A 12,973-nucleotide genomic window follows, 5' to 3' on the forward strand; every position below is an offset into this window, starting at 1 on the left:
GGACGGGCACGGGCCTGTACCTTACCCGCAGCACTTGCGACCTGTAACGGTACGTGTGCGAGCGGCATATGCACGGACAGTGGTCTTCACAGGACTTCCGCAGACACCTCTCACCTGCCACCCGTATCGTGGGCCCGACGGAGGCCTTCGGAGGGCACCATGACCAGCGCGGAACTGCGACGACGACTGATCCGGCCCGGCCTGCGGGCCGTTCCCACGCCGCGGACCAACCCCTTCGCGCTGGGTTACCTCGCGGTGCTGCTCGGCACGACGCTGTACGCGCGCTTCGGCGACCCGGACACCGTGGAGCGGCTCCAGTCGGTGTCCTCCACGGACGCGCACAACCTGATGACGCATCCGGTGCTCTCGCTGATCGGCAGCGGGATGTGGGTCGCCGGATCGGTGTGGATGCCCTACTTCTGGGCGTTCGGGTTCACGGTCGCGCCGCTGGAACGCCGGGTGGGCGGGCTGCGGGCGCTGGCCGTCTTCGGGGCCGGGCACGTGGGCGCGACGCTGCTCTCGCAGGGAGTGGTGGTCGCCTCGGTGGCGGGGGGCACGACCGGGGCGGACGTGCTGGACGCGATGGACATCGGCGTCAGCTACGGGGTCCTCGCGTCGCTGGGCGGACTGGCCGGGCTGCTGCGGCCGGTGGGGCGGGTGGTCGCGCTGGGGGCCGGGCTGGCGCTCATCGGGCACCAGTTCGTGAGCGGGCCGGACCTGGTGACGGCGGTCGGGCATCCGGCGGCGTTGGCGCTGGGCGTCGCGATGTGGCCCTGGCTGCGGAAGGGTCCTCGGCGGCGCCGGCGGGCGCGGGCCTGGAAGGCTGCGACGGTCGTGGAGGGCTGATTCGCGCCCCCCTGAACCCTCTTCGCTCAGGGTGAACACCCGGAGGGGAACAACCGGCGCCGCCCAAGCCTTAGTCAGGTCGACTCAACTTCACTGACTGGGGAGAGATCATGGCATCGACGTCCGTTCCGCTCACTCTGCCTGTGCTGCCGCTCGACGACGAGGTGGTGCTCCCCGGCATGGTGGTTCCGTTGGAGCTCTCGGATCCGGAGGTGAGGGCCGCCGTGGAGGCGGCCAGGGCGGGGAACAGCGGGGGGAAGCCGCAGGTGCTGCTGGTGCCGCGGCTGGACGGGTCGTACGCGGCGGTGGGAGCGCTGGCGACGGTCGAGCAGGTGGGGCGGCTGGCGGACGGCGATCCGGCCGCGCTGGTGCGGGCCGTGCGCCGGGTACGGATCGGCAAGGGGACGACGGGGCCGGGGGCGGCGCTGTGGGTGGAGACCACCCCGTTCAAGGAGTCGGACCAGGGCCTGCCGGTGGCGGGTCGGGCGGCCGAGCTGGTCAAGGAGTACAAGGCGCTGTCCACGAAGTGGCTGCGCAAGCGCGGGGCCTGGCAGATCGTCGACCGGGTGGCCGCGATCGAGGACATCGGCGAGCTGGCGGACAACATCGGGTACGCGCCGTTCGCCACCGCCGAGCAGAAGCTGAAGGTGCTGCTGGAGGCGGACCGTCCGGCCCGGCTGGAGTACGCGCTGGGCCTGCTGCGCGACCACCTCGCGGAGGAGGAGGTCGGCGACACCATCCGCAAGGACGTCGAGGAGGGCGTCGCCAAGCAGCAGAAGGAGTTCCTGCTGCGACGCCAGCTGGAGGCGGTCCGCAAGGAGCTGGCCGAGCTGAACGGCGAGTCGGGCACCGAGGAGGACGACTACCGGGCCCGGGTGGAGGCCGCGTCGCTGCCGGAGAAGGTGCGGGAGGCGGCGCTCAAGGAGGTCGACAAGCTGGAGCGGTCCAGTGACCAGTCGCCCGAGGGCTCCTGGATCCGGACGTGGCTGGACACGGTGCTGGAGCTGCCGTGGAACGAGCGCTCCGAGGACGCGTACGACATCGCGGCCGCGCGGGCGGTGCTGGACGCCGACCACACCGGGCTGGTCGACGTGAAGGACCGGATCGTCGAGTACCTGGCGGTGCGCAAGCGCCGGTCCGAGCAGGGGCTCGGGCTGATCGGCGGTCGGCGCGGAGGTGCGGTGCTGGCGCTGGTCGGGCCGCCCGGCGTCGGCAAGACCTCGGTGGCCGAATCGGTGGCCCGGGCGATGGGCCGGTCGTTCGTCCGGGTGGCGCTCGGCGGCGTGCGGGACGAGGCGGAGATCCGCGGCCACCGGCGGACGTACGTGGGGTCGATCCCCGGGCGGATCGTCCGGGCGATCAAGGAGGCCGGGACGATGAACCCGGTGGTGCTGCTGGACGAGATCGACAAGGTCGGCTCGGACTACCGGGGCGACCCGGCGGCGGCGCTGCTGGAGGTGCTGGACCCGGCGCAGAACCACACCTTCCGGGACCACTACTTGGAGGTCGAGCTCGACCTGTCCGACGTGGTGTTCCTGGCCACCGCCAACGTGCTGGAGGCGATCCCGGAACCGCTGCTGGACCGGATGGACGTGGTCCGGCTGGACGGCTACACCGAGGACGAGAAGGTCGCCATCGCCCGCGACCACCTGCTGCCGCGGCAGCTCGCCAAGGCGGGCCTGGGCACGCCGGAGCTGACGGTGGACGACGAGACGCTGCGCCGGCTCGCCGCCGAGTACACCCGGGAGGCGGGCGTCCGGAACCTGGAGCGGGCGATCGCGCGGATCCTGCGCAAGATCGCGGCGCAGACCGAGCTGGGCGAGCGCGAGCTGCCGGCCGCGATCGGCCCGGACGACCTGCGGGCGCTGCTGGGGCGGCCGCACCACGTGCCGGAGTCGGCGCAGGAGCCGGCCGAGCGGCGCACCGCGGTGCCGGGTGTGGTGACCGGACTGGCGGTGACCGGGGCCGGCGGTGACGTCCTCTACATCGAGGCGTCGCTGGCGGACGCGGAGACCGGTGCGACCGGGCTGACGCTGACCGGGCAGCTGGGCGACGTGATGAAGGAGTCGGCGCACATCGCGCTCTCCTACCTGCGGTCGCGCGGCGCCGAACTGGAGCTGCCGGTGACGGGCCTGCGCGAGCGGGGCATCCACCTGCACGTGCCGGCCGGCGCGGTGCCGAAGGACGGCCCGAGCGCGGGCATCACGATGACCACGGCGCTGGCCTCGCTGCTGTCGGGGCGCAAGGTGCGCACCGACGTGGCGATGACCGGCGAGGTGTCGCTGACCGGCCGGGTGCTGCCGATCGGCGGGGTCAAGCAGAAGCTGCTGGCCGCGGACCGGGCCGGGGTCACCACGGTGATCATCCCGAAGCGCAACGAGGCCGATCTGGACGACGTCCCGGCGGAGGTGCTGGAGCGGCTCACGGTGCACGCCGTGGCCGACGTCCGGGAGGTGCTGCGGCTGGCGCTGGAACCGGCGGAAGTGCTGGTCGCGGCCGCCTGACGGTGGCCGGAGGGCCGCGGAGTGTCCACTCCGCGGCCCTCGGTGGTTGCCGATCCGGGCCCGTGGCAGACTTCCGGCATGCCGTCCCCTACGCAGCGCGCGCTGACCGCAGTGCCGGAGTCGTTCCGTCCGTTCCTGGTCAAGCACCGCAAGTTGGTGAAGTTCCTCGTGGTCGGAGGAACGTGCTTCGTGCTCACCATGGTGATCAACTTCGCCCTGAAGATGACCGTGTTCGAGGCCAAGCCGATCGTCGCCCTGACCGTCGCGACCGTGATCGCGACCGGTGTGTCGTATGTGCTGAACCGGCAGTGGTCGTTCCGGGCCGCGGGCAAGCAGCGTGAGGCGATCCTGTTCGTGGTGGTCAGCGCCCTCGCGGTGGGTGTGAACGACCTTCCGCTGGCGGCCTCGCGCTACGTGTTCGACCTGCGCGAGCCGGACGTCAGCCACTTCACCCAGGAGGTCGCCGACTTCGTCAGCGGCATGATCATCGGCACGCTGGTGGCGATGGTGTTCCGCTACTGGGCGATGAACCGGTTCGTGTTCACCCACCTGTCGGACCGGGTGATCTCGGGCGAGCAGGGGCGGGAGCCGGAGCGGGTCTGACCCCCGCCCTGCGCGTGTCGGCCGCTCACGCCTCCGTCGGGGCGGGGCGGCCGAGGAGCGGTCGGCGGGACGCGGCGACGAAGGTGATCGCGACGCCGATGGCGGCCCAGACCGCCAGCACCGTCAGCGGCATCGCCATCGCGGAAGAGCCCAGGTAGGCGACCGAGCGGGTGGCCGAGGTGCCGGCGCCGTTCGGGATCCACTCGCCGATGGCCCGCCAGAACGTCGGCAGCAGCGGCGGCGGGTAGACGCCGCCCGCGCTCGGATTGCCCAGCACCACGAACACCAGCACGGCCAGGCCGATGCCGATGATGTCGAACAGGCACTGCAGCGCCATGGTGAACGCGCCGACCGAGAACACCACCAGCGCGCCGACGGCGCTCAGCGCCAGGATCGAGCCGGGCAGCGCGTTCAGGATCGGCCCGGTGATCAGCGTGCCGCCGAGACCCGCCGCGACCGAGTACAGCGCCAGGGTGCCGAGCCGCAGCCCGGCCCGGTTGACGTTGGCGGGACGGGCGCCGGCGCTGACGCCGAGGATCGAGGCGACCAGGTAGCCGCCGACGCACCAGCCGACCACCAGGTAGAAGCTGGACAGGCCCTTGCCGTCGCCGGAGGCCAGCGGAATGGTGTCCTGCACCTCGACGGTGCGGTGCTGGGCCGCCGCCACCTTGGTGACGATCAGCTCGGCGGCGCCGGACGCGGCCGGGCCGCGGGCCTCGGCGACCAGCAGGGTGTCCTGGGTGCCGGCCGGGTCGAACACCCAGGCGGCGTAGATCTTCTGGTCCTTGATCCGGGCCTGCGCGGTGGCCGCGTCGGGTTCGACGGAGGCGCGCACCGCGTTGTCCGGGACGGACTCCAGGGCAGCGGTCAGCTTCGGGGCGATCTCGGGCGGCGCGACCACGGCGATCGACAGCTCGTGCGGCTTCGGCTGGTGGAGCGCGCCCACGTACGAGGTGATGAAGCCGAGCTGGAGCAGCAGGACGGCCACCACCAGGAAGAACGCGCGGGGGGTCACCGCGTCCTTGAGCTCGCCGACGAAACCCTTCGCAGGCTCTGCCATGGGTGGGCATCTCCCTATCAATCCGGTGCCAGTACGCAAAACGGATACTTCATATCATGAAACAGTTGCGCGCCGAGGGAGGCGCGGCCTGCGCGATACTGAGCGCCATGAACGACCCCGTGGCGGACCCGGACGCCGCCGAACTGGCATTTCTCGCGGTCGAGCGCGAGGTGGCGACGCTGTTCCGGCGCAGCCGGGCGCGGGCGGCCGAGGTCTCCCGGCTGGTGCACCCCGAGCTGGAGGCCGGGGCGTACGTGCTGCTCTCTTTCATCCGGGAGTCCGGGCAGGCCCGGGTGACCGACATCGGGCTGCACTTCGGGGTGGGCAAGGCCACCGTCAGTCGACAGATCCGGGCGATCGAGGAGCTGGGGCTGCTCTGCCGGGAGACCGACCCGCTGGACCGGCGGGCCTCGCTGGTGTCGCTGACCGAGGAGGGCGAGCGGCGGTTCGCGGCGGCCCGGGTGGCGCGGATGGCGCGGTTCCGGGCCTCGCTGGCGGGGTGGGAGCTGGGTGAGCTCGAACACTTCGCGCGGCTGCTGGAGCGCTTCAACGAGCTGACCGAAGGGGTCTGACCAGGGCTTTCGACGGTTCCTTTACCTGGGCTTGAAGAAAGTTGCCCTAGTCAACTATCTGCGTATAGTTGCTTGAGGCAACGAATTTTCAGTCGAAGGAAGCGCATGTCGACGACCCACCCGACCGCCCCGCAAGCCCAGATGTCGCACCGTCAAGTGCTCGAAGCCCTCTCGGGCCTGCTCCTCGGCCTGTTCGTGGCCGTGCTGTCCTCCACGGTCGTCTCCAACGCGCTGCCGCGGATCCTCAACGATCTGCACGGCGGCGAGTCCGCCTACACCTGGGTGGTCACCGCCGCCCTGCTGTCGATCACCGCCGCCACCCCGCTCTGGGGCAAGCTCTCCGACCTGGTCAGCAAGAAGCTGCTGGTCCAGATCGCCATGGTGATCTACGTGCTCTCGTCGGCGCTGGCCGGACTCTCGCAGAGCATCGGCATGCTGATCTTCTGCCGCGTGCTTCAGGGCATCGGCGCCGGCGGTGTGATCGCGCTCGGCCAGATCTGCCTGGCCGCGATGGTCCCGCCGCGCGAGCGCGGTCGCTACAGCGGCTACTTCGGCGCGGTCTTCGCGCTCGCCACCATCGGCGGCCCGCTGATCGGCGGCGTCATCGTGGACACCTCCTGGCTCGGCTGGCGCTGGTGCTTCTACGTCGGCGTCCCGTTCGCCCTGCTCGCCATCCTGGTGCTGCAGCGCACCCTCAAGCTCCCCGAGCACCCCAGCCGCAAGCCGAAGATCGACTACCTGGGCGCGGTGCTGATCACCGCCGCCGTCAGCCTGCTGATGATCTGGATCTCGCTGGCCGGCAAGAACTACGACTGGCTGTCCTGGCAGACCGCGGTGATGGTGATCGGCGGCCTGGCGCTGGCCGGACTGTTCGTCGCCGTCGAGAAGCGCGCCGTCGAACCGCTGATCCCGCTCGGCCTGTTCCGGCACCGCACCGTCGCGCTCGCCTCGGTGGCCTCCGCGTTCGTCGGCGTCGGCATGTACGGCACCACCACCTTCCTCGGCCAGTACTTCCAGCTCGCCAAGGAGAAGACCCCCACCCAGGCCGGCCTGCTCACCCTGCCGATGATCCTCGGCCTCGCGGTCTCCTCGACCGTGGCCGGCAAGCTCATCACCAAGTACGGCAAGTGGAAGGGCTACCTGGTCGGCGGCACCGTCATGCTGGCCGTCGGCCTCGGCCTGATGGGCACCTCCCGGGCCGACACCTCGTACGCGCTGCTCTCGCTCTACATGCTGATCGCCGGCATCGGCCTCGGCCTGACCAGCCAGAACCTGGTGCTCGCGGTGCAGAACACCGTCCCGCGCAACGAGCTCGGCGCGGCCAGCTCGGTGGTCACCTTCTTCCGCACCATGGGCGGCGCGATGGGCGTCTCCGCGCTCGGCGCGCTGCTCGGCCACAAGGTCGCCTCCTACACGGCGGAGAACTTCGCCAAGGCCGGCATCCCCGCCCCGCTGGGCGGCGGCGACGGCATCCCCGACCTGCACAAGCTGCCCGCACCGATCGTCCCGCTGATCACCGACGCGTTCGGGCACGGCGTCGGCACCGTCTTCCTGGTCGCCGCCCCGTTCGCCGCGGTCGGCTTCCTGCTGGTGCTGTTCATCCGCGAGGTGCCGCTGCGCACCGGCGCGGACGAGACCCCGGCTCCGGCCAAGCCGGTGGAACTGGTCGCCGACTGACCTGCCTGTCGACATGCGAGAAGGGCCCCCGCCGGATGGACGGCGGGGGCCCTTCGTCGCACTGGGACCTCGGCGAACGGCGGGGCCGTGCGGCGGGGTCGAGGGCCGTAGCGGCAGGGGCGTTGCCGAGTGGGGCGTGCGGTGGCTGACGGCTGCGCGGGCGTGGGGCTGCCGGGATGGGAGAAGGGCCCTGCCGGGGTGGCGGGCCCTTCGTCGTGTCCGGTGGCGGGTTACTTGGCGGCGATCAGTGAGATGCCGTACGCCACCGCCGCCGCGCAGGCGGCGAAGCACAGGCCTGCGGCGACCAGTGCCGGGGTGCCCTTGCCGGTGCCGGCCTCGACGGCCGCCTCCCGGCGGGACAGCGCCAGGTTGCCCAGCGCGAAGACGGTGACGACGGCGAGGGTGATGGCCAGGCTGACGCCCGCGGTCTCGGCCAGAGCGGCCCACTTGATGTGCATGGTTCGGAGTCCTCTCAGGCCGCGATGGTGGTCTGGCCGGTCGGGCCGCCGGTGACCGGCAGGTCCACCGTCTCGCTGTCGTTCACGTTGTCGGCGTGCACCGGCTGGCGCCGGGAGATCAGCCACATCGAGCCGGCGCCGAGCACCAGCGCCACGCCGACCACGGCCACGCCCCAGTCGCCCTGGTCGGCGATCAGGGCGGCCAGGCCGGACACCACGGCGGCGGCCGGCAGGGTCAGGCCCCAGGTGTAGGCCATGCGGCGGACCATGCCCCAGCGCAGCTTGCCCGACGGGCCGCCCAGGCCCGCGCCCATGATGCCGCCGGAGCAGACCTGGGTGGTGGACAGGCCGTAGCCCATGTGCGAGGAGGTCAGGATGACGGTCGCGGCGGCGGTCTCCGAGGCGAAGCCCTGCGGCGGCCGGATGTCGGCCAGACCGGAGCCCATCGAGCGGATGATCCGCCAGCCGCCCATGTAGGTGCCCAGCGCGATCGCCATCCCGGCGCTGACGATCACCCAGGTCGGCGGGCCGTCGCCCTTGTGCAGCTGTCCGGCCGAGATCAGGGTCAGCGTGATGATGCCCATGGTCTTCTGCGCGTCGTTGGTGCCGTGCGCCAGCGAGATGAGCGAGGAGGAGAAGATCTGGCCTCGGCGGAAGCCCTTCTCGGTGCTCTTCTTCGGGGTGCCGCCGGTGATCAGGTAGGCGATCTTGGTGGCGCCCCAGGACGCCACGCCCGCGATGATCGGGGAGGCCACCGCCGGGATCAGGATCTTGGAGACCACGGTGGTGAAGTTGACCCCGCCGATGCCCGCGCCGACCACGGTCGCGCCGATCAGGCCGCCGTACAGGGCGTGCGAGGAGGACGAGGGCAGGCCCTTCAGCCAGGTCAGCAGGTTCCACAGGATCGCGCCGACCAGGGCGGCGAAGATGATCGAGGGTTGCAGTCCGGCCTTCTCGTTGACGATGCCGCCCGAGATGGTGGTGGCGACCTTCACGGAGAGGAAGGCGCCGGCGAAGTTCAGCACCGCGGCGATGGCGACCGCGACCTTGGGCTTGAGGGCACCGGTGGCGATGGAGGTGGCCATCGCGTTGGCGGTGTCGTGGAAGCCGTTCGTGAAGTCGAAGGCGAGCGCCGTGATGATCACAACGGCCACCAGGAACGTGATGTGTTCCATACCCAAACAATCGTCGAAGTGGTCGGACTGACGTTGCTGTCCGTCGCGACCGTAGGAAGCCTTGGTGAACGGGAGGTTAACTCGGTGCGGAGTCGTGGTTCCGTGAGTGGCGCGGGAGTTGCCGTGTCGTCTGATTTCCGTGGAGATCACGGCAGCCGATGAGAGGGTTGTCACACTCCGGCGAAGGTGAGAATTCACTTCACGCCCCCCAGGGCATCTGCCGGGAACCCCCCTCCGCATGGCAGGATCGGTCCGATCGCCGACGGAGAACCAGGGGAGGGCCGGCCGATGGGGGCAGGGCAGCGCGCGGAATCGACCGGACTGCGGCCGTGGGTACGTGCCGCGCTGCGCTGCGGGGCGGTGATCGCCGTCGCCGCGCTGGCCCTGCCGTTCGCCTCCGCCGCGTACGCCGCGCCCAGCCCGAACACGCCGAGCTCCGCCCCCGCGGCCGACCCGTTGGCCGAGGCCAAGGCCACCCTGGGCCCGCTGCTGGAGCAGCTGCACACCCTGTACCAGGAGGCCGAGGCCGCCACCGAGCAGTACAACGGCACCGCCGCCCGGCTCACCGAGCAGCAGGCCACCGTCCAGGACCTGAACCTCCGGGTGACGCGGCAGCAGGAGGCCGTGGACACCGGCAACGACCTGGCCGCCCAGCTGGCGGGTGCGCAGTACCGCAACAGCCAGATATCCGGGTACGCCGAGCTGCTGCTCGCCAAGGACCCGTACGAGGCGGTGGTGATCGCCGAACTGCTCGACTCCGCCGGGCGCTCGCAGAAGGCGTTCCTGGAGCGGCTGAAGGCCGACCGGGACACCCTGAGCGCCGCGCAGCTGTCCGCCCAGCAGGCGCTGACCGACGCGCAGGCGCTGGCCACCCAGCAGGAGCAGCAGAAGAACGACGTGGCCAAGAAGCTGGCCGACGTGGAGACCCTGGTCGGCTCGCTCACCGGCGCCCAGCGCGGCGAGCTGGAGGAACTGGAGCGGCAGCAGGCCAACGAGGCGCAGCTGGCCTTCCTGGCCTCCGGTGCGCTCGGCAAGGGCGAGCGCACGCCGTCCGCGATGGGCCGCGCGGCGGTGACCTGGGCGCTGAAGCAGCTCGGCAAGGACTACGTGTGGGGCGGCGCCGGGCCGGACGTGTTCGACTGCTCCGGCCTCACCTCGCAGGCCTGGCTGCACGCCGGCAAGGCCATTCCGCGCACCAGCCAGGAGCAGTGGGCGCAGCTCAAGCACGTGCCGCTGAACCAGATGCGCCCCGGTGACCTGGTGGTCTACTACGGCGGCGCCACCCACATCGGGATGTACATCGGCGGCGGGCTGGTCGTGCAGGCCCCGCGCACCGGTGACGTGGTGAAGATCTCGCAGGTCGGCGCGATGCCGATCCTGGGCGCCGTCCGGCCCGACCCGGAGGACAACGCGGACGACGCGGGCGGCGAGTGGAAGGTGCCGGACGTGAAGGTCGGCGGGTCGAAGATCCAGCCCACCAAGCCGTCCAACCTGCCGCCCTCGCCGGCCCCGAGCACCCCGGTGCCCGGCGGTGTCGGCTCGCCGGCCCCGAAGCCCGACAAGCCCGTTCCGTCGCAGCCCGGCGGCAGCGGCTCGCCGAGCGCCGACCCCAGCGGGACGCCCAGCGGCTCGGCCTCCGGTACGCCGAGCGGCTCGGCCTCGGCCTCGGTGTCCGGGTCGGCGTCGGCGAGCGCCAAGAGCTCCGAGTAGGCCTCACCGGCAGGCGTGGGAACGACGGAACGGACGACGGTCGACGACCGTCGTCCGTTCGTCGTTCATCGTCCGTTCGTCGTTCAGGCGGTGGGCTCCAGGCGGACCACCACGGCCTTGGAGGTCGGGGTGTTGCTGACGTCCGCCGTGGAGTCCAGCGGCACCAGCACGTTGGTCTCGGGGTAGTAGGCGGCCGCGCCCCCGCGCGCCACCGGGTAGTGCACCACCCGGAAGTGCGGGGCGCGGCGCTCCACGGCGTCCGTCCACTCGCTCACCAGGTCGACGAACTGCCCGTCGGCGAGGCCGAGTTCGGTCGCGTCGGCGGGGTTGACCAGGACCACGCGGCGGCCGCCGGTGATGCCCCGGTAGCGGTCGTCCAGGCCGTAGATCGTGGTGTTGTACTGGTCGTGCGAGCGCAGCGTCTGGAGCAGCAGGCGGCCCGGCGGGACGTCGGGGGCGGTGAGCGGGTTGACGGTGAAGTTGGCCTTGCCGGTGGCGGTGGGGAAGGTGCGGCTGTCGCGCGGGGCGTGCGGCAGGGCGAAGCCGCCGGGGCGGCGGACCTTGGCGTTGAAGTCGTCGAAGCCTGGGATCACCCGGGCGATGCGGTCCCGGACCAGGTCGTAGTCACGGGCGAAGTCCTCCCACGGCGTGGGGTCCTGCGGGCCGAGTGCGGCCCGGGCCAGCCGGCTGACGATGGCGACCTCGGAGAGCAGGTCGGGTGCGGGCGGGCGCAGGCCGCCGCGCGAGGAGTGCACCATGCCCATGGAGTCCTCGACGGTGACGAACTGCGGGCCGAGCGTGCTGACGTCCCGGTCGGTGCGGCCCAGGGTGGGCAGGATCAGCGCGCGGGCGCCGGTGATCACGTGCGAGCGGTTCAGCTTGGTGGAGACGTGCACGGTCAGCCGGCAGCGGCGCATCGCGGCCTCGGTGGCGTCGGTGTCGGGGCCGGCGGAGACGAAGTTGCCGCCCATCGCGAAGAAGACGCGCACTCGACCGTCGCGCATGGCCCGGATGGTGTCGACGGTGTCGTAGCCGTGGGCGCGCGGCGGCTCGAACGCGAACTCCTTGCCGAGAGCGTCCAGGAACGCCGTGCTGGGGCGTTCGAAGATGCCCATGGTGCGGTCGCCCTGCACGTTGCTGTGTCCGCGCACCGGGCAGACGCCCGCGCCGGGACGGCCCACGTTGCCGCGCAGCAGCAGGAAGTTGACCACCTCGCGGATGGTCGGCACCGAGTGCTTGTGCTGGGTCAGGCCCATCGCCCAGCAGACGATGATCTTCTTCGAGGAGAGCACCAGGCGGTGCAGTTCCTCGATCAGCTCCCAGGGCAGGCCGGTGGCGGCGAGCGTGGCCGGGCGGTCGAGGTCGGCGGCCTCGGCGGCGAACTCCGGGTAGCCGGCGCAGTGTTCGGCGACGAAGGCCTCGTCGACCGCGCCCGGGGTGGTGAGCAGCAGGTGGTTCAGCGCCCGGAACAGCGCGAGGTCGCCGCCGAGGCGGATCTGCAGGAAGAGGTCGGTGAGCTTGGTGCCGCCGCCGACCAGGCCGCGCGGGGTCTGCGGGTTCTTGAAGCGCTCCAGGCCGGCCTCGGGCAGCGGGTTGACGCTGACGATCTTCGCGCCGGCCCGCTTGGCGCGCTCCAGCGCGGAGAGCATCCGGGGGTGGTTGGTGCCCGGGTTCTGGCCCGCGACGATGATCAGATCGGCCTGGTAGAGGTCCTTCAGCGAGACGCTGCCCTTGCCGACGCCGAGGGTCTCGGTGAGCGCCGAGCCCGAGGACTCGTGGCACATGTTGGAGCAGTCGGGCAGGTTGTTGGTGCCCAGCCGGCGGGCGAACAGCTGGTAGGCGAAGGCGGCCTCGTTGGAGGTGCGGCCGGAGGTGTAGAACGCGGCCTCGTCCGGAGAGCCGAGCGCGGTCAGTTCGGCGGCGATCAGCGCGAACGCCTCGTCCCAGCCGATCGGCGTGTAGTGGGTGCCGCCCTCGTCGAGCAGCATCGGCGCGGTCAGGCGGCCCTGCTGGCCGAGCCAGTAGCCGGAGCGGTCGGCGAGTGCGGCGACCGGGTGGGCGGCGAAGAACTCCGGCGCTATTCGGCGTTCGGTGGCCTCCTCGGCGACCGCCTTCGCGCCGTTCTCGCAGAACTCCGCCAGGTGCGGCTTGTCGGGCTCGGGCCAGGCGCAGCCCGGGCAGTCGAAGCCGTTCGGCTGGTTGACCTTGCGCAGGGTGGACAGCACCCGGCCCGGCGACATCTGGTCGGCGGCCATCCGCAGGGTGTGACCGATCGCGGGCAGGCCGGCGGCGGCGTGGGCCGGGGGTCCGACGTGCGGCGCGTCCTGGGCGGGGTCGCGGTGCGGGGGCTGCTTGGCCATGGCGGACT

At 71.7% G+C, this 12,973-nt stretch carries 10 protein-coding genes; 6 read left to right on the forward strand and 4 right to left on the reverse strand.

Annotated elements, in window-relative coordinates; all coding sequences use genetic code 11:
* The first annotated feature begins 159 nt into the window (after positions 1-159).
* The 3 genes from ACFV4P_RS06320 (at position 160) to ACFV4P_RS06330 (ending at position 3,953) form a co-directional block, all read left to right on the forward strand.
* Positions 160-846, forward strand: a complete 687-nt coding sequence (locus ACFV4P_RS06320) for a rhomboid-like protein (protein WP_380467888.1) — start codon at positions 160-162, stop codon at positions 844-846.
* 110 nt (positions 847-956) lie between these two features.
* Complete coding sequence (lon, locus tag ACFV4P_RS06325) at positions 957-3,350, forward strand: endopeptidase La (protein WP_380467890.1); 2,394 nt, start codon at positions 957-959, stop codon at positions 3,348-3,350.
* 78 nt (positions 3,351-3,428) lie between these two features.
* Positions 3,429-3,953: a GtrA family protein gene (locus ACFV4P_RS06330; protein WP_380467892.1), complete on the forward strand. Its 525-nt coding sequence runs from the start codon at positions 3,429-3,431 to the stop codon at positions 3,951-3,953.
* A 25-nt stretch (positions 3,954-3,978) separates the two neighbouring features.
* Here ACFV4P_RS06330 and ACFV4P_RS06335 read toward each other — a convergent pair whose 3' ends face one another.
* A complete protein-coding gene (locus ACFV4P_RS06335; RefSeq protein ID WP_380467893.1) occupies positions 3,979-5,013 on the reverse strand; it encodes a DUF3533 domain-containing protein in 1,035 nt (344 codons plus the stop codon).
* A 107-nt stretch (positions 5,014-5,120) separates the two neighbouring features.
* On the opposite strand from ACFV4P_RS06335, the gene ACFV4P_RS06340 reads away from it, so the two are divergent.
* Together ACFV4P_RS06340 and ACFV4P_RS06345 are read left to right on the forward strand one after the other, a co-directional pair.
* The gene (locus ACFV4P_RS06340) at positions 5,121-5,585 is read left to right on the forward strand and encodes a MarR family winged helix-turn-helix transcriptional regulator (protein ID WP_073814315.1); all 465 of its coding nucleotides are present in this window, start codon (positions 5,121-5,123) and stop codon (positions 5,583-5,585) included.
* A 105-nt stretch (positions 5,586-5,690) separates the two neighbouring features.
* Positions 5,691-7,262 carry an MDR family MFS transporter gene (locus tag ACFV4P_RS06345; protein WP_380467895.1) on the forward strand — a complete coding sequence of 524 codons (1,572 nt, stop codon included), beginning with the start codon at positions 5,691-5,693 and terminating at the stop codon, positions 7,260-7,262.
* 230 nt (positions 7,263-7,492) lie between these two features.
* On the opposite strand, the gene ACFV4P_RS06350 is transcribed toward ACFV4P_RS06345, so the two are convergent.
* Both ACFV4P_RS06350 and ACFV4P_RS06355 read right to left on the reverse strand, forming a co-directional pair.
* Positions 7,493-7,720: a hypothetical protein gene (locus tag ACFV4P_RS06350; protein ID WP_073814311.1), complete on the reverse strand. Its 228-nt coding sequence runs from the start codon at positions 7,718-7,720 to the stop codon at positions 7,493-7,495.
* A gap of 14 nt (positions 7,721-7,734) precedes the next feature.
* Entirely contained in the window at positions 7,735-8,895 is a 1,161-nt protein-coding gene (locus ACFV4P_RS06355; RefSeq protein ID WP_380467897.1) for an anion permease, read from the reverse strand.
* Positions 8,896-9,183: 288 nt separating this feature from the next.
* Between ACFV4P_RS06355 and ACFV4P_RS06360 the strand changes: the two genes are divergently transcribed.
* A complete protein-coding gene (locus ACFV4P_RS06360; RefSeq protein ID WP_380467899.1) occupies positions 9,184-10,605 on the forward strand; it encodes an NlpC/P60 family protein in 1,422 nt (473 codons plus the stop codon).
* Positions 10,606-10,688: 83 nt separating this feature from the next.
* Here ACFV4P_RS06360 and ACFV4P_RS06365 read toward each other — a convergent pair whose 3' ends face one another.
* Positions 10,689-12,965 (reverse strand): FdhF/YdeP family oxidoreductase, encoded by a 2,277-nt coding sequence (locus tag ACFV4P_RS06365; RefSeq protein WP_380467901.1) that lies wholly within the window; start codon positions 12,963-12,965, stop codon positions 10,689-10,691.
* Positions 12,966-12,973: the final 8 nt, after the last annotated feature.

Origin of the sequence: Kitasatospora sp. NPDC059795, from assembly GCF_042732175.1 — a bacterium.
In the GTDB taxonomy this organism is placed as follows: Bacteria; Actinomycetota; Actinomycetes; order Streptomycetales; family Streptomycetaceae; genus Kitasatospora.